The organism is Kitasatospora sp. NPDC087861 (genome assembly GCF_044742585.1).
Taxonomy (GTDB): domain Bacteria; phylum Actinomycetota; class Actinomycetes; order Streptomycetales; family Streptomycetaceae; genus Kitasatospora.
On sequence record NZ_JBIUUS010000004.1, the window covers coordinates 418,785 to 435,173 of the forward strand.

Below are 16,389 nucleotides of genomic sequence, written 5' to 3' on the forward strand. Positions count from 1 at the left end.
GTTTCCCGCTCGGGTGCCGGGCCGATAGCCTCGGCGGCGTTCGAGCGCAGTTCGAGCGCGAGCTCACCCGCCGCGCTCCGAGGTGGAGGAGTCCCGGTGCGTCCCCAGGAGCGACTGGCCGTCATACAGCGGTGTGTGGTCCGGGAGATGGCCCGCCTCGGGCAGGAGTTCACCGCGGACGGCGAGGTGGTGCGCGGCCCGGGGACGACGGCGGTGGCGGTGCGCGAGCACCCCGGGGGCGACGGCTCGGGCCATGTCGACCTCGGCTTCGTGCTGCACCTGGGCCGGGCGGACGCGCCGGTGGTGTGGGACTGCGCGGCCGGCCTCGGCAAGACCGAGGAGGAGAAGCTCGCCAACGCGGTGAAGATGTGGGCGACCACCACCGCCTCGGTGCTGGTCGAGCTGGCGGACGGGCGCGGCGTGCACGCCGACCACGCGGACCACGCCGAACTCCCGGGCTGGCACGCCGTCCAGGGGCCGGCGGCGGTGTTCGGCTTCGGCAACGAGCACCTGGCGGGCTGGCTCGCCGAACACCGGGTGCTGCCGGCGCTCGCGCCCGCGCTGCGGCCGCAGTTGGCCGGGCCGGGGCCGGTCGGGGTGAAGCTCTTCCTGGGCGGGAAGGCGGACGACGACGTCGCCGAGGTCCGGGTCAACGGCGAGGTGTCGGAGGCCGCCTCGGCGGCGCTGCGCGCGATGGACTGGCCGCGGGGCGAACGGCTGTGCTGGGCGCGGCTGTTCGTGCTGTTGACGGCCGAGCGGGCGGCGGCGGGACAGGCCGCGTCGGCGGGCGCCGTGGCACCCGCACCGATGCGCGCCCCGGCCCCGGCCCCGGCCCGCCCCCGGGGACTGTTCGCCCGCTGGCGGGAGGCCAGACGGGCCGGCCGGTGATCCCCTCGCGGGGAGCGCGGACGGCCCGGTCCGATCAGCCGCCGGTGATGCCTGAGATGCTGTGGGCGAGGTTCGCCAGCAGGGAGTTGATCGAGCCCGCGACCGTGGTCTCGTGCAGCATGAAGCCGAACAGGGCGGCGATGATGCCGTGCGCGATCTTCAACTGCTTGTTGCGGATGAAGATGATGCACAGGATCGCGAACAGGACCAGCGCGGAGACGGAGAGTGCCACCCGGACTCACTTCCTCGTTTCATAGCGTGGTGCCGCCGCCCGGCGGCACCTGCGAAGCCGGACCCCGGCCTGTCCGACGGTCCCGAGGCGGAATCCCGGACCGACCGGCACATCGCCGGCGAGGGAGCCCGGCGCGGTCGAACGATGTCTGTCGTGCCGCACGTGACGCCCCCCATCCCCCGAATCCTGAACAGTCCCGCCCGGACTCAGTGTGGTCGACCGTGCCGATTGCGTAAAGGTCTGACAGTCAGCCCAACGCCGATATCCTGCGATGCGAGACGAGTTTCCGCCGACCGGGACGATAGCGGAGCCGTTCTGACGAATCGTCGGCGGGGCGGCGCTGAGCGGCCGGGAAGCGGCCGGGGGCGGGTAGCGGAAGCCGCAGGTCCGGTCAGCCGGCGGGCCGTCCGATTTGGCCGAAGATCGGCTGCCCGGCTTGACAGCGACTGCCGGTGGCATGTGCCGATCCCGCCCGATGACGGACGGCCGGGGCGGGCGGGCGTCAGTCGCGCCAGAGCAGCAGGACCGCGCGGTCGTCGTTGATGTCCCGGGCCACCGTCTCGATCAGCGCGGACGCCGCGCCGACCCCCGCGGCCGGACCGCTGCCGGGCACCAGCCGGTCCGCCTCCCCCATCAGCCGGTCCATCCCCTCGGAGAGGTCCCGGCCCGGCTCCTCGACCATGCCGTCGGTGCACAGCATCAGCACGTCGCCGCGGTTCAGCCGGCCGTGCACCCCCTCGAACTTCGCGCCGTCGTAGATCCCGAGCAGCGGGCCCTCGGCCTCCTTGACCTCCCAGCGCCCGGCGCCCGCCAGCCGCTGCATCCCGGGCAGGTGCCCGGCCGACAGCAGCTCGTACTCGCCGGTGTCCAGGTCCAGCACCAGGTGGACGGCGGTGGCGAAGCCCTCCTCCCAGGACTGGCGCAGCAGGTAGCCGTTGGCGGCGGGCAGGAAGTCGTGCGCGGGCAGCGAGCCCACCAGGCCGCCGAAGGCGCCGGACAGCAGCAGCGCGCGGGAGCCGGCGTCCATGCCCTTGCCGGAGACGTCCGCGAGGACCACCTCCAGCAGCCGCTGGCCCGGGCCGGTGCGGGCGGCGACCACGAAGTCCCCGGAGAAGGACTGCCCGCCGGCCGGGCGCAGCGCCATGTCGGCGTGCCAGCCGTCCGGCAGCTCCGGCACCCGGCTCTGCACCCGCAGCCGCTCGCGCAGGTCGAACAGCATGGTCGAGCCGCCCCACCAGGGCACGCCGACCCGGGCCCGGAACTGGGCCAGCAGCAGGCCGCCCACCCCGGCGGCGCCGACCACCAGGGCCGCGCCCGGGGTCACGCCGTAGATGTAGGCCTCCGGGTTCTCGCTGGCCACCCGCTGGCCGGTGTGGATCACCGACTCGGCGGACAGGCCGAGCGCCGCCAGCGCGTACAGCACCACCAGGCTGCCGGGGCGCAGCAGCAGCGCGCCGGCCAGGATCGGCAGCACCAGCGCGGTGGGCGGCGCCCAGGCGGGCATCCAGATGTTGAGCAGGATCAGCAGCGGGACGAGCAGGGCGAGGGCGCAGAGCACCGGCCAGTCGGCGGCGCCGCCGCGGAAGTAGTCGACACCGGCCGTGCGCAGCCTTCGGCGGACCCGGCGGAGCCTCCTGCGCAACCGGGCCGTCACGGGTCCGGACGCCTGAGCGGCGCCGGGCCTCGTCGCAGTCGTCTGGGGCGGTGCGCCCGGCGGTCTGCCAGCCATGGGGCCCGACCTTATCCACGGGCACCGCCCGGCGTCGACGGGCCGGACCCGGGCGGGTGCGACGAGGCGCGGGACCGTCGGCCGGTTTCGGCCGATCGCCGCGGCGGCGGGCGCGGCGTCAGGAGGCGTACGCCGGTTGGGCGTACGAACCACGCGGGCGGCGCACGCGCCTCGCGTGCGCCGACGTCCGCGCGCCGGGGCCTGTGGCCGACGACACAGGCCCAGGGGTCCGGAAACGGCGGCGGCCGGCCGCGGTGGAGCGTGCGGCCGGCCGTCGGAGGAGGGTGGACGGGTGGGGTGGATCAGCCCTGCGGGTGGTGGGCCGGGATGGGCGGGAGCTCGCCGGTGGTCTCGTACTCGCTCAGCATCTCGATCCGGCGGGTGTGCCGCGGCTCGCCGCTGTAGGGGGTGTTGAGGAAGACCTCGACGAACTTGGTGGCCTCCTCCAGCGTGTGCATGCGGCCGCCGACGGAGACCACGTTGGCGTTGTTGTGCTCGCGGCCGAGCCCGGCGGTCTGCTCGCTCCAGGCCAGCGCCGCCCGCACGCCCTTGACCTTGTTGGCGGCGATCGCCTCACCGTTGCCCGAGCCGCCGATGACGACGCCCAGCGCCTCCGGGTCGGCGGCGGTGCGCTCGGCGGCGCGCAGGCAGAACGGCGGGTAGTCGTCCTCGGCGTCGTAGATGTGCGGCCCGCAGTCGACCGGCTCGTGCCCGGCCTCCTTGAGCCACTCCACGAGGTGGTTCTTCAGTTCGTATCCGGCATGGTCTGAGCCCAGGTACACGCGCATGCCATGAGTGTGGCATGCGCGTGCGCCCGGACCCGGCAGGGGGCTCACCGCTTCGCGGCGAACTTCCAGACCAGCGGCAGGGCGCCGGCGGCGAAGGCGGCCTTCAGGGCGTCGCCGACCAGGTAGGGGTAGAGGCCCAGCTCGGCGGCCCGGGCGAGCGGGACGTGCAGCGACAGGGCCAGGTACGGGACGCCGACCGCGTAGATGGCGAGGCTGCCGAGGACCATGGTGACGGCGGTGTTCACCGGGGTGCGGTCGGCGCCACGGCGGGCCAGCGCGCCGGTCAGGGCGGCCGCGAGGACGAAGCCGAGCACGTAGCCGAACGAGGGCATCGCCCAGCCGGAGGTGCCCTCGGCGAACCAGGGCACGCCCGCCAGGCCGGCCAGCAGGTAGAGGCCGAGCGAGGCGACGCCGCGGCGGGCGCCGAGCGCGGTGCCGACCAGCAGCGCGGCGAAGGTCTGGCCGGTGACCGGCACCGGCGAGCCGGGGACGTTCACCGACAGCTGGGCGGCCACGCCGGTCAGGGCGGCGCCGCCGGCCACCAGGGCCAGGTCGCGGGCCTGGGCGCCGAGGCGGGTGGTGGCGGCGGGCAGCAGGTCGGCGAGGACGGCGCGGCGCGCTATCGGGGTGGTGGCAGTGGCCATCAGGGGTCTCCTCCGTGGGGTGCTCAGGTGAGTGAACACCTGTGAACCTACGCGGTGATCCACTGCGTCACCGTCACGGTTTCGGACAAAGCCCCGCCCTCGACCGTTGTCGGAACCGGCCCATCGGGGCCCGCGCCAACGCTCTGTCATCGAACGAACCCGCCGCGTCACCGGTCGGTCCGCATGGTGGTCCCGAGGTCCGCGCTCCTGGCATGAACAGAGGTGCCCACGGATATTGGACAGCTCATGCCGTATTCCGAACAGTCTGGATCCAGCCCTATGGCCCCCACCTCCGCGCCCGGGACCACCGGCACCGACAGTCCCCCGGCCACCGGCCAGCAGCTCTCGCACGGCCTCAAGCAGCGCCACCTGTCGATGATCGCGCTGGGCGGGGTGATCGGCGCAGGCCTGTTCGTCGGCTCCGGCGCGGGCATCGCGGCCGCCGGTCCGGCGATCATCCTGGCGTTCCTCCTCTCCGGTCTGCTGGTCATGCTGATCATGCGGATGCTCGGCGAGATGTCCGCCGCCCGCCCCGCCTCCGGGTCGTTCTCGGTGCACGCCGAGAAGGAGATCGGCCCCTGGGCCGGGATCACGGCCGGCTGGATGTACTGGGTGATGCTGTGCTGCGGCGTCGCCGCCGAGGCCACCGCCGCCGGAAAGATCGTCAACGGCTGGGTCCCCGGAGTCTCCTCCTGGGTCTGGGTCGGCCTGTTCATGGTCTTCTTCTGCGTCAGCAACCTCACCGCGGTGAAGAACTTCGGCGAGTTCGAGTTCTGGTTCGCCACCATCAAGGTCGCCGCGATCATCGCCTTCCTGGTCCTCGGCGGGCTCGGCATCGCCGGGGTGATAGGCCCCGGCGCCCCCGGCACCCACAACCTGACCGGCGAGGGCGGATTCCTGCCCACCGGGGTCAACGGGCTGATCGTCGGACTGCTCGCCTCGGTCTTCGCCTACGGCGGCCTGGAGACCGTGACCATCGCCGCCGCCGAGTCCGACGACCCCCGCAAGAACGTCGCCAACGCGGTGCGCACGGCGGTGTGGCGGATCGCGATCTTCTACATCGGCTCGATGGCCCTGGTCGTCACCCTGGTCTCCTGGAAGGACCCGGCGGTGGTCGCCGACGGCCCGTACGTCACCGTGCTGCGGCACCTCGGGGTGTCCGGCGCCGGGACGATCATGCAGGTGGTGGTGCTGATCGCGCTGCTCTCCGCGATGAACGCCAACATCTACGGCGCCTCCCGGATGGCGTACTCGCTGGTCGGCCGCGGCCAGGGCCCCCGGGCGCTCGCCAAGGTGAGCCGCGGGGTGCCGCGTCGGGCCGTGCTGGCCTCCTGCCTGTTCGGCTTCGGCGCCGTGCTGGCCGCCAAGTTCTGGCCGGCCACCGTCTTCACCTGGCTGATGAACACCACCGGCGTGGCCATCCTCGTGGTCTGGCTGTTCATCTGCGCGGTCCAGCTGCGGATGCGCCGCCGGCTGGAGCGCGAGGCGCCCGAACTGCTCACCGTGAAGATGTGGGGCTACCCGTACCTGACCTGGATCGCGATGGCCGCCGTGGCCGGCATCCTCGCCCTGATGACCACCACCGAGGACAACCGGCAGCAGCTGTACGCGGCCGGGGTACTGGTCGCCCTGCTGATCGTCGCCGGCCTGGTCAAGCAGCGCCGGGACGCGGCCGCCGCCCGCTGAGCCCGGAACGCGCGAGGGCCCGGTACCTGGTCGGTACCGGGCCCTCGCGCGTCCGGCGCTACTCGAAGGACGGGCCCGCCGTACGGGTCCGCTTGATCTCGTAGAAGCCCGGGGTGGAGGCCACCAGCAGGGTGCCGTCCCAGAGCCGGGCCGCGGCCTCGCCCTTCGGGGCCGGGGTGACCACCGGGCCGAAGAAGGCGACCCGCTCGCCGTCCGCGCCCTCCACCGCGATCACCGGGGTGCCGACGTCCTCGCCGACCAGGGTGATGCCCTCCTTGTGCGAGGCGCGCAGGGCCTCGTCGTACGCGTCCGTGTCGGCCGCGTCCGCCAGCTCCGCGGGCAGCCCGGCGGCCACCAGCGCCGCCTCGACGGTCTCCCGGTTCTGCGGCAGGCCCTGGTTGTGGAAGCGCAGGCCCAGCTCGGTGTAGAGCCGGCCCAGCACCTCGTCGCCGTGCTGCTGGGCGGCCGCGATGCACACCCGCACCGCGCCCCAGGCGTTGTCCAGCAGCTCGCGGTAGTTCTGCGGGAGGTCGCGGTGCTCGTTCAGCACCGACAGGCTCATCACGTGCCAGTTCACGTCCACCGGACGCAGCTGCTGGACCTCGATCAGCCAGCGGGACGTCATCCACGCCCACGGGCAGGCCGGGTCGAACCAGAAGTCGGCGGTCTTGCGCTCAGCGGCAGTCGTCACGGCTGTCGTCCTTCGTGAGGTGATAACGAGGCGGGGAGGTGTTCCACCCCCTGCCCCAACACCCGCCCGGCGCCGCTGATTCCGGCCCCGCCGGGGCGGCCTGTGCAATGGTACCGGCGAGGGAGGGCGTGAAAGGATGCCCCCGCAGGGCGCAGGACACCGCGCACCGAGACCGCACCACCCACAGACGCACCACCGTGCGAGCCGGACAAAGGAGTACCGCCGTGCCGGGCAGAAACCTGAGCCGCGACGAAGCCCAGCAGCGGGCCAGCATCCTGGCCGTGGACAGTTACCGGGTCCGGCTGGACGTGACCTCCGCACCCGACCCGGCGGCCGCCACCTTCCGCTCCACCACCACCGTGGCCTTCCGCTGCTCCCAGCCCGGCGCCGCCACCTTCCTCGACCTGCTCGCCCCGGCCGTCCGCTCGGTCACCCTCAACGGCCGCTCGATCGACCCGGCCACCGCCTACGACGGCGCCCGCGTGCACGTCGACGGCCTCGCCGCCGAGAACGTCCTCACCGTCGAGGCGGACTGCGCCTACAGCCGCACCGGCGAGGGCCTGCACCGCTTCACCGACCCGGTGGACGGCGAGACCTACCTCTACACCCACTACGAGCCGGCCGACGCCCGCCGGGTCTTCGCGACCTTCGAACAGCCCGACCTGAAGGCCCCGTTCAGCTTCACCGTGACCGCCCCGGCCGCCTGGGACGTCTGGTCCAACGCCGTCCACGAGGACGTCGTCGAGGAAGGCGCCGCCCGCACCTGGGAGTTCGCGCCGACCAAGCCGATCTCCACCTACCTCACCGCCGTCGTGGCCGGCCCCTACCACGTCGCCCGCGACCACTACAGCCGCGAGCTCGCCGACGGCACCACCCTGGAGATCCCGCTCTCCGCGATGTGCCGCAAGTCCCTCGCCCCGTCCTTCGACGCGGACGAGATCCTCGGCGTCACCAAGCTCGGACTCGACTTCTTCCACGAGGAGTTCGACTACCCGTACCCCTTCGGCAAGTACGACCAGGCGTTCGTCCCCGAGTACAACATCGGCGCCATGGAGAACCCCGGCTGCGTCACCTTCCGCGAGGAGTTCGTCTTCCGCTCGAAGGTCACCGACGCCGCCTACGAGGGCCGCGCCAACGTCATCCTGCACGAGATGGCGCACATGTGGTTCGGCGACCTGGTCACCATGCGCTGGTGGGACGACCTGTGGCTGAAGGAGTCCTTCGCCGACTTCATGGGCTCCTACGGCCTGATCGGCGCCCGCACCCGGTACTCCTCCGCCTGGGTCACCTTCGCCAACCAGCGCAAGGCCTGGGCCTACCGGCAGGACCAGTTCCCCACCACCCACCCGATCACCGCCGACATCCGCGACCTCGAGGACGCCAAGCTCAACTTCGACGGCATCACCTACGCCAAGGGCGCCGCCGTCCTCAAGCAGCTGGTCGCGTACGTCGGCTCCGAGGCCTTCTTCGAGGGCGCCCGCCGCTACTTCCAGCGCCACGCCTTCGGCAACACCGAACTCGCCGACCTGCTGGACGTCCTGGAGGAGACCAGCGGCCGCGACCTCAAGGCCTGGGCCGCCGCCTGGCTGCAGACCGCCGGGGTCGACTCGCTCACCCCGCAGGTCACCACCGACGCCGAGGGCCGGATCACCGAACTCGCCGTCCTCCAGGACGGGGAGGTGCTGCGCCCGCACCGGATCGCGGTCGGCCTCTACGACCGGGACGCCGACGGCTCCCTGGTGCGCACCGGGCGGATCGAGCTCGACGTCACCGGCAACCGCACCGTCGTCGCCGAGGCCGCCGGCCGCCCCCGCCCGGCACTGGTGCTGCTCAACGACGAGGACCTCACCTACTGCAAGATCCGCTTCGACGCCGAGTCGCTGCAGACCCTGCGCGCCGGCCTCGGCGACATCCACGACGAACTGGCCCGGGCGCTGGCCTGGTCCGCCGTCTGGAACCTCACCCGGGACAGCCTGATGCCGGCCCGCGACTACGTCGCCCTGGTGCTGCGCTTCGCCGGCCAGGAGGGCAACATCGGCGTGCTGCAGTCGCTGCACACCCAGGCCAAGACCGCCGTCGACCTGTACGCCGACCCGAACTGGCGCGCCGAGGGCGGCCGGCTGCTGGCCGACGGCGCCCTGCGCGAGCTGCGCGAGGCCGTCCCCGGCAGCGACCACCAGCTGGCCTGGGCCCGCTTCCTCGCCCAGACCGCGGGCGGCGCCGAGCACCTCGGCCTGGTCCGCGGCCTGCTGGCCGGCAGCGCCCGGATCGACGGCCTGGACGTCGACCAGGAGCTGCGCTGGTCGCTGTGGCTGGCGCTGGCCGCCGCCGGCCAGGCCGGTGACGAGGAGCTGGCCGGGGAGCTGGCCGCCGACAACACCGCCAGCGGCAAGCGCCGGTACACCCAGTGCCTGGCCGCCCGGCCCACCGCCGAGGCCAAGGCCGTCGCCTGGTCGGCCGTCGTCGACTCCGAGGAGCTGCCGAACGCCCTGGTCGAGGCCAACATCGCGGGCTTCGCGGTGCCCGCCCACCGCGACCTGACCGCGCTCTACGCGGCGCCCTACTTCAAGCTGCTGGAGCGGGTCTGGTCCGAGCGGACCATCGAGATCGCGATGCGGATCGTCGGCGGGTTCTTCCCGCACTCCCAGACCGACGAGCAGACCCTGGCCGAGGCCGACGCCTGGCTGGACGGCCACCCGCAGGCCGCGCCGGCGCTGCGCCGCCTGGTGCTGGAGTGCCGCGACGACCTGGCCCGCGCGCTGCGGGCGCAGGCCTGCGACCGGGCCTGACGCACAGGGGTGAAGGGCCCGCCGTGTCCGGCGGGCCCTTCGGCGTTCGGGGGGGCGGTCGGTCGGGCCAGCCCGTCAGCCGGTCAGCCGCGGCGCAGGCCGCGGTCCAGGGCGGCGATCGCGCTGCCCTGGGCGTCGTCGCCGTCCAGCGACCAGACCATCACGCCGCCCAGGTCGTTCCGGCGCACGTACCGCGCCTTCTGGGTGAGCACCTCGGCGGTGTCGTAGCTGTAGAAGGTGGTGCCGTCGTACTTCCAGGACGCACCGTGGTCGCGGTCCACGTACACCGTGCCGGGCAGGGCGTCGACCTCCCGGTAGGAGAGGTCGGGCGCGGTGGCGGTGGCGCTCTGGTAGAGGCCGCCGCGCTCGCCGGGCGCGACGCCCGTCCAGCCGTGGCCGTACAGCGGGGCGCCGAGCACGATCTGCTCGGAGGGCAGGCCGCGCTCCTGGTAGTGCACGACGGCCTTGTCGGCGCTGCGCTGACGCGGCTCGGGGTCGGTCGGGTCGGAGTAGAGGTTGGCCTGGTGGTTGGCCGGGCCCTTGCCCTCCCAGGGGCCGTGCAGGTCGTAGGTCATCAGGTTGAGCCAGTCCACCGAGTCGCTCAGCTCGGGCAGTTCGAGCCGGTCGGCGACGGTCTCGTTGGCGGCGACGGCGGCGGTCAGCAGGTAGTGCTTGCCCTTCCTGCCGCTCAGCGCGTCCAGCTGCCTGCGGAACTCCCGCATCAGCAGGGTGTAGTTGCGCCCGTCCTCGGGCCGGACCACGTTGCCCGCGTCCCCGCCGCCGCCCGGGTACTCCCAGTCGATGTCGATGCCGTCGAAGACGCCCGCGGCCGCTCCCGCGCCGCCCTCCGGGGAGCCGGGCAGGACCGGCAGGTCGCCCTTGAGGTAGAGGTCGATGCAGGAGGAGACGAACTTCTTGCGGGCGGCGTCGTCGGCGGCCGCGTCCGAGAAGTACTTCGACCAGCTCCAGCCGCCGATCGAGATGACCGTACGCAGCTGCGGGTTCTTCGCCTTGAGCTTGCGCAGCTGGTTGAAGTGGCCCTTGAGCTTCTGGCCCGGGGTGTCGGCCACGCCGTCCACGGACTCGGCGGCGCCGAAGGAGCGCTGGTAGTCGTTGTGGGCGTCGCCCTGGCCCGCGTCGTTCGTCTCGTAGCAGGTGCCGTCGGCGGAGACGTTGCCGAAGGCGTAGTTGATGACGGTGAGCTTCCCGGCCTGGCCGGAGTCCTGGACGCGCTTGGCGGAGCTGTCGGCGCCCCACTGGGTGAAGTAGCCGACCCGCTGGCCCTTCGGCTTCGGGCCGTGGTGGCCGTCGGCGGCGTTGGCGGTGGCGGGGGCGGCGAGCAGCGCGGCGACGGTGGCGGCGGCGAGCAGGGCTGAGGCGCGAGTGGGCATACCGGACCTGTTCTCTGAATGAGCGTCAATTGGTCTGGACCAGATGGGATAGAGGTTTAGTCCATCGCGGCACAGCGCACAAGAGGCCGGGCACAGGTGGGGCAGCATGCAAAAGAGGCCGGACCGCGAAGTGCGGTCCGGCCTCCCTTGAGGCCTGTGCCGAGGCTCAGCCGATGAGCGAGCGCAGCACGTACTGCAGGATGCCACCGTTGCGGTAGTAGTCCGCCTCACCGGGGGTGTCGATGCGGACGACCGCGTCGAACTCCTTGTCACCGGCCTTGACCTTGACGGTCTTCGGGGTGCGGCCCTCGTTGAGCTCGGTCACGCCGGTGAAGGAGAAGGTCTCCTCGCCGGTCAGGCCGAGGGAGTCGGCGCTCTCGCCCTCCGGGAACTGCAGCGGCAGGACGCCCATGCCGATCAGGTTCGAGCGGTGGATGCGCTCGTACGACTCGGCGATGACGGCCTTGACGCCCAGCAGCGCGGTGCCCTTGGCGGCCCAGTCGCGGGACGAGCCGGAGCCGTACTCCTTGCCGGCCAGGACGACCAGCGGGGTGCCGGCGGCCTGGTAGTTCTGCGAGGCGTCGTAGATGAACGACACCGGGCCGTCGGCCTGGGTGAAGTCGCGGGTGTAGCCGCCCTCGGTGCCCGGCGCGATCTGGTTGCGCAGGCGGATGTTGGCGAAGGTGCCGCGGATCATCACCTCGTGGTTGCCGCGGCGCGAGCCGTAGGAGTTGAAGTCGCGCTTCTCGACACCGTTGGCGGTCAGGTACTGCGCCGCCGGGGTGCCCGGCTTGATGTTGCCGGCCGGGGAGATGTGGTCGGTGGTGACCGAGTCGCCCAGCTTGGCCAGGACGCGGGCGCCGGCGATGTCGGTCACCGGGCTCGGGGTCTTGGCCATGCCCTCGAAGTACGGGGGCTTGCGGACGTAGGTGGACTCGGCGTCCCACTCGAAGGTGTTGCCGGTCGGGACGGGCAGCGACTGCCAGCGGTGGTCGCCGGCGAAGACGTCCCGGTAGCCCTTGTCGAACATGGCCTCGTCGATGGAGCCGGCGACGACCTCGGCGACCTCCTGCTCGGACGGCCAGATGTCGGTCAGGAAGACGTCGTTGCCGTCGGCGTCCTGGCCCAGCGCGTCCTTGGTGATGTCGACGTTCATGTTGCCCGCGAGGGCGTAGGCGACCACCAGCGGCGGGGAGGCCAGGTAGTTCATCTTGACGTCGGGGTTGATCCGGCCCTCGAAGTTGCGGTTGCCGGAGAGCACCGAGACAACGGCCAGGTCGGCCTCGTTGACGGCGGCCGAGACCTCCTCGGGCAGCGGGCCCGAGTTGCCGATGCAGGTGACGCAGCCGTAGCCGACCAGGTTGAAGCCCAGCTTCTCCATGTACGGGAGCAGGCCGGCCTTCTCGTAGTAGTCCATGACGACCTTGGAGCCGGGCGCCAGGGTGGTCTTGACCCAGGGCTTGACGCGCAGGCCCTTCTCCACGGCCTTCTTCGCCAGCAGGGCGGCGCCCAGCATGACGGAGGGGTTGGAGGTGTTGGTGCAGGAGGTGATCGAGGCGATCACGACCGCGCCGTTGTCGATCTCGTACTTCGAGCCGTCGGGGGCGGTCACCGCGGTCGGCTTCGAGGCCTCGGCCGAGTAGGTCGGCAGCGCCTCGGCGAACTTGGTGGCGGCCTCGGCCAGGATCACGCGGTCCTGCGGGCGCTTCGGGCCGGAGATCGACGGGACGACGGTGGAGACGTCCAGCTCCAGGTACTCGGAGTAGACCGGCTCGACCGACGGGTCGTGCCAGAGGCCCTGCTCCTTGGCGTACGCCTCGACCAGGGCGAGCTGCTGCTCGCTGCGGCCGGTGAGCTTCAGGTAGCTGATGGTCTCGGCGTCGATCGGGAAGATCGCGCAGGTCGAGCCGAACTCCGGCGACATGTTGCCGATGGTGGCGCGGTTGGCCAGCGGGATCGAGGAGACGCCCTCACCGTAGAACTCGACGAACTTGCCGACCACACCGTGCTTGCGCAGCATCTCGGTGATGGTGAGCACCAGGTCGGTGGCGGTGGTGCCGGCCGGCAGCTGGCCGTTGAGCTTGAAGCCGACCACGCGCGGGATCAGCATGGAGACCGGCTGGCCCAGCATGGCGGCCTCGGCCTCGATGCCGCCGACGCCCCAGCCCAGCACGCCCAGGCCGTTGACCATGGTGGTGTGCGAGTCGGTGCCGACGCAGGTGTCCGGGTAGGCCTGGCCGCCGCGGACCATGACGGTGCGGGCCAGGTGCTCGATGTTCACCTGGTGGACGATGCCGGTGCCGGGCGGGACGACCTTGAACTCGTCGAAGGCGGTCTGGCCCCAGCGCAGGAACTGGTAGCGCTCCTTGTTGCGGCCGTACTCGATCTCGACGTTCTGGACGAAGGCGTCCGGGGTGCCGAACTTGTCGGCGATGACGGAGTGGTCGATGACCAGCTCGGCCGGGGCCAGCGGGTTGATCTTGGCCGGGTCGCCGCCCAGCTCCTTGACGGCCTCACGCATGGTGGCGAGGTCGACGACGCACGGCACACCGGTGAAGTCCTGCATGATCACGCGGGCCGGGGTGAACTGGATCTCCTGGCTCGGCTGGGCGTCGGCGTCCCAGTTCCCGAGCGCGCGGATGTGGTCGGCGGTGATGTTCGCGCCGTCCTCCGTGCGGAGCAGGTTCTCCAGCAGCACCTTGAGGCTGTACGGCAGCCGCTCGGAACCCTCGACGGCGGAGAGCTTGAAGATCTCGTACGACTCGTCGCCCACCTGCAGCGAGCTGCGGGCGTCGAAGCTGTTCGCGGACACGACGGACTCCTTCTGGGTGCTTCGCGCGATATCCGGCCGCCGCAGTGGTAAGGTCAGCCTTACTTAGGCCCACCTTGCCCGCATCGCCGGCGAGCGCCTCTCGGCAAGTATCTTGATGTCGAGATATATCGTAAGGGGCAGTTATCTCGATGTCGAGATAAACCATAGTGCATGCCGCCGCCTTCACCACCGCAGGCATGCCCGGGTGCACAACGGCGCAGGTCAGCGACCATCCGGACCGCGGCGCTCGCGCTCCAGCCGGATCAGCCGGACCACTCCCGCCACCACCGCGGCGGCCACCAGCAGCACTACCACCAGCTCACCACCGGAACCACCGGTCGGCGACGGGGCGACATCGGCCGGCAGGGTCGTCGTCATGCCCGCGCCCCGCGCAGGGCCGGCACCCGGGCGTCCGGGCGGACGATCCGGCCGTTCCACGACAGCACACCGGAGCGGACCAGCCGTCCGACGCCGCGGCCGTGAAGCCCGGCCCCGCCGGGTGAGATCCGGCCCGGTACGGTGGCCGGTGTGGTGACATCCAGAGGGGGCCGGCGATGATCGTGGTGGACGCGTCCGCAGTGGTACTGGCACTCGCCGACGAGGGCCCGCGCGGGGCCGCCGCCCGGGCCGAACTCGCCGCCGACGGCGAGTGGTTGGCGCCCGAGCACGTCGTGGTCGAGGTGATGCAGTCGCTGCGCGGCCTCTACCTGGCCAAGGAGCTGACCGCCGAGCGGGTCGCCGAACTCACCCACGAGCTCGCCGCCCTGGCGATCCGCAAGGTCGAGGTGGCACCGCTGCTCAGCCGGATCTGGGAGCTCAAGGACAACCTCACCCCGGACGACGCCGCGTACGTGGCGGTCGCCGAGCAGTACGGGGTGCCGCTGGTCACCGCCGACCTGCGGCTGATGCGGGCCAGCGGGCCGCGCTGCGAGATCCGGGGGATCCACCGCGCCGCGGAGTAGCCGTCCGACGGTGTCCGCAGGCGCCCGGCGCCGTTGAGCAGGGTGTCCGTCACCCCGCCCGTGGAAGGCCCGCCGATGTCCGCTCCGCTCGCCACCGCCCTGTTGCCGCTGGCCCTGCTCGCCCCCACCGCCTCGCCGGTCTCCGTCGTCGAGGCCGCCTTCGACCCGGCGACGGCCTTCGTCCCGCCGACCGCGGTGAGCTACGCGGACGACCTCGTGCCGTACGGCGCGCACACCCGGATCGTCACCGACCGCTCCATCCCGGGGCGGACGGTGCTGACCATGACGGTCTCCGGACTCGCCCCCGACCACGAGTTCCCGGCGCACCTGCACACCGGCGCCTGCGGGGCCGACCCGGCCTCGTCCGGGCCGCACTACCAGGACGCCCCGGACCCGGTGCAGCCGTCCACCGACCCGGCGTACGCCAACGAGCGCAACGAACTGCGGCTGGTGCTGCGCACCGACGGGCAGGGCGAGGGCACCGCGACGGCCGCGGTGACCTGGGAGCCGCGGCCGGGTGAGGCGCGCTCGCTGGTGCTGCACGCGGGCACCCCGGCCGGCCCGCACGCGGCGGGCGACCGGGTGGCCTGCGTCAAGCTGGGGAAGTGAGCCCGGCTTCGGCCCCGGCTTCGGTTTCGGCCCCGGCTTCGGCCCCGGTTCCAGTCCTGAGGCCGGGGCTCGCGGGCCCCGGCCTCAGGAGCCGAGGGTGGCGACCAGGACCGCCTTGATGGTGTGCAGGCGGTTCTCGGCCTGGTCGAACACGACGGAGTGCGCCGACTCGAACAGCTCGTCGGTGCACTCCAGTTCGGCCATGCCGGTCGCCTCGTACATCTGCCGTCCGACCACCGTGCCGAGGTCGTGGAAGGCGGGCAGGCAGTGCAGGAACTTCACGTCCGGGTTGCCGGTGGCCCGGACGGTGTCCATCGACACCTGGTAGGGCTTGAGCAGGTCGATCCGCTCGGCCCAGACCTCCTTGGGCTCGCCCATCGAGACCCAGACGTCGGTGTAGAGGAAGTCCGCGCCGGCCACGCCCTCGGCCACGTCCTCGGTGAGGGTGATCCGGGCGCCGGTGGACCCGGCCAGCACCTCGGCCGCCTTGCGGACCTCCTCGGCCGGCCAGAGGGAGCGCGGGGCGACGATCCGGATGTCCATGCCGAGCAGGGCGCCGGTGACCAGCAGCGAGTTGCCCATGTTGGAACGGGCGTCGCCGAGGTAGGCGAGGGCGGTCTCGGCGAGCGGCTTGGCGGTGCGCTCGGTCATGGTGAGCACGTCGGCCAGCATCTGGGTGGGGTGCCACTCGTCGGTGAGGCCGTTCCAGACCGGGACGCCGGCGTGCGCGGCCAGCTCCTCGACGATCGCCTGGCCGTGGCCCCGGTACTCGATGCCGTCGAACATCCGGCCGAGCACCCGGGCGGTGTCCCGGATGGACTCCTTGTGGCCGATCTGCGAGCCGGCCGGGTCCAGGTAGGTGGTGGTGGCGCCCTGGTCGTGGGCGGCGACCTCGAAGGCGCAGCGGGTGCGGGTGGAGGTCTTCTCGAAGATCAGCGCGATGTTCTTCCCGCGCAGCCGGGGCTGCTCGGTGCCCGCATACTTGGCCGCCTTGAGCCCGGCGGCGAGGTCCACCAGGAAGCGGAACTCCTGGGGCGTGAAGTCGAGCTCCTTGAGGAAGTGCCTGTTCCGGAGGTTGAAGGCCATACCGGGCTCCTGGGATGACGGGACGTACGGGAAAGCGGCAAGTGTATACGACGCTCGGAATTTCTATACACCGCAGGGGTGA

At 72.2% G+C, this 16,389-nt stretch carries 14 protein-coding genes; 5 read left to right on the forward strand and 9 right to left on the reverse strand.

The annotated features are described in order from the left end of the window. Positions 1 to 96: 96 nt before the first annotated feature. Positions 97 to 888, forward strand: a complete 792-nt coding sequence (locus tag ACIOJE_RS09250; protein ID WP_400774562.1) for a DUF6348 family protein — start codon at positions 97 to 99, stop codon at positions 886 to 888. A 34-nt stretch (positions 889 to 922) separates the two neighbouring features. On the opposite strand, the gene ACIOJE_RS09255 is transcribed toward ACIOJE_RS09250, so the two are convergent. The 4 genes from ACIOJE_RS09255 to ACIOJE_RS09270 form a co-directional block, all read right to left on the reverse strand. After that, positions 923 to 1,120 carry a hypothetical protein gene (locus ACIOJE_RS09255; RefSeq protein ID WP_063347574.1) on the reverse strand — a complete coding sequence of 66 codons (198 nt, stop codon included), beginning with the start codon at positions 1,118 to 1,120 and terminating at the stop codon, positions 923 to 925. Positions 1,121 to 1,622: 502 nt separating this feature from the next. Then, a complete protein-coding gene (locus ACIOJE_RS09260; RefSeq protein WP_280677155.1) occupies positions 1,623 to 2,762 on the reverse strand; it encodes a PP2C family protein-serine/threonine phosphatase in 1,140 nt (379 codons plus the stop codon). A 389-nt stretch (positions 2,763 to 3,151) separates the two neighbouring features. Next, complete coding sequence (locus ACIOJE_RS09265; protein ID WP_063347575.1) at positions 3,152 to 3,637, reverse strand: ribose-5-phosphate isomerase; 486 nt, start codon at positions 3,635 to 3,637, stop codon at positions 3,152 to 3,154. 44 nt (positions 3,638 to 3,681) lie between these two features. Next, positions 3,682 to 4,281, reverse strand: coding sequence for a biotin transporter BioY (locus tag ACIOJE_RS09270; protein WP_280677159.1), 600 nt, complete (start codon positions 4,279 to 4,281; stop codon positions 3,682 to 3,684). A gap of 279 nt (positions 4,282 to 4,560) precedes the next feature. Between ACIOJE_RS09270 and ACIOJE_RS09275 the strand changes: the two genes are divergently transcribed. Further along, positions 4,561 to 5,967 carry an amino acid permease gene (locus ACIOJE_RS09275; protein ID WP_400774567.1) on the forward strand — a complete coding sequence of 469 codons (1,407 nt, stop codon included), beginning with the start codon at positions 4,561 to 4,563 and terminating at the stop codon, positions 5,965 to 5,967. Positions 5,968 to 6,025: 58 nt separating this feature from the next. On the opposite strand, the gene ACIOJE_RS09280 is transcribed toward ACIOJE_RS09275, so the two are convergent. Beyond that, complete coding sequence (locus tag ACIOJE_RS09280; protein ID WP_280677161.1) at positions 6,026 to 6,658, reverse strand: DsbA family protein; 633 nt, start codon at positions 6,656 to 6,658, stop codon at positions 6,026 to 6,028. A 224-nt stretch (positions 6,659 to 6,882) separates the two neighbouring features. On the opposite strand from ACIOJE_RS09280, the gene pepN reads away from it, so the two are divergent. Further along, on the forward strand, positions 6,883 to 9,447 hold the full coding sequence (gene pepN / locus ACIOJE_RS09285; RefSeq protein WP_400774569.1) for an aminopeptidase N: 2,565 nt from the start codon (positions 6,883 to 6,885) through the stop codon (positions 9,445 to 9,447). Between the two features lie 83 nt (positions 9,448 to 9,530). Here pepN and ACIOJE_RS09290 read toward each other — a convergent pair whose 3' ends face one another. The 3 genes from ACIOJE_RS09290 to ACIOJE_RS09300 form a co-directional block, all read right to left on the reverse strand. Further along, on the reverse strand, positions 9,531 to 10,838 hold the full coding sequence (locus tag ACIOJE_RS09290; RefSeq protein ID WP_400774570.1) for a glycoside hydrolase family 18 protein: 1,308 nt from the start codon (positions 10,836 to 10,838) through the stop codon (positions 9,531 to 9,533). A gap of 166 nt (positions 10,839 to 11,004) precedes the next feature. Continuing rightward, positions 11,005 to 13,650 carry an aconitate hydratase AcnA gene (gene acnA, locus ACIOJE_RS09295; RefSeq protein WP_280677167.1) on the reverse strand — a complete coding sequence of 882 codons (2,646 nt, stop codon included), beginning with the start codon at positions 13,648 to 13,650 and terminating at the stop codon, positions 11,005 to 11,007. Positions 13,651 to 13,872: 222 nt separating this feature from the next. Then, the gene (locus ACIOJE_RS09300; protein ID WP_400774574.1) at positions 13,873 to 14,028 is read right to left on the reverse strand and encodes a hypothetical protein; all 156 of its coding nucleotides are present in this window, start codon (positions 14,026 to 14,028) and stop codon (positions 13,873 to 13,875) included. Between the two features lie 176 nt (positions 14,029 to 14,204). On the opposite strand from ACIOJE_RS09300, the gene ACIOJE_RS09305 reads away from it, so the two are divergent. Both ACIOJE_RS09305 and ACIOJE_RS09310 read left to right on the forward strand, forming a co-directional pair. Further along, positions 14,205 to 14,612, forward strand: a complete 408-nt coding sequence (locus ACIOJE_RS09305; protein ID WP_280677171.1) for a type II toxin-antitoxin system VapC family toxin — start codon at positions 14,205 to 14,207, stop codon at positions 14,610 to 14,612. Between the two features lie 75 nt (positions 14,613 to 14,687). Further along, a complete protein-coding gene (locus ACIOJE_RS09310; RefSeq protein ID WP_400774578.1) occupies positions 14,688 to 15,221 on the forward strand; it encodes a superoxide dismutase family protein in 534 nt (177 codons plus the stop codon). 84 nt (positions 15,222 to 15,305) lie between these two features. On the opposite strand, the gene argF is transcribed toward ACIOJE_RS09310, so the two are convergent. After that, positions 15,306 to 16,307, reverse strand: a complete 1,002-nt coding sequence (gene argF, locus ACIOJE_RS09315) for an ornithine carbamoyltransferase (RefSeq protein ID WP_400774581.1) — start codon at positions 16,305 to 16,307, stop codon at positions 15,306 to 15,308. Between the last annotated feature and the right edge of the window lie 82 nt (positions 16,308 to 16,389).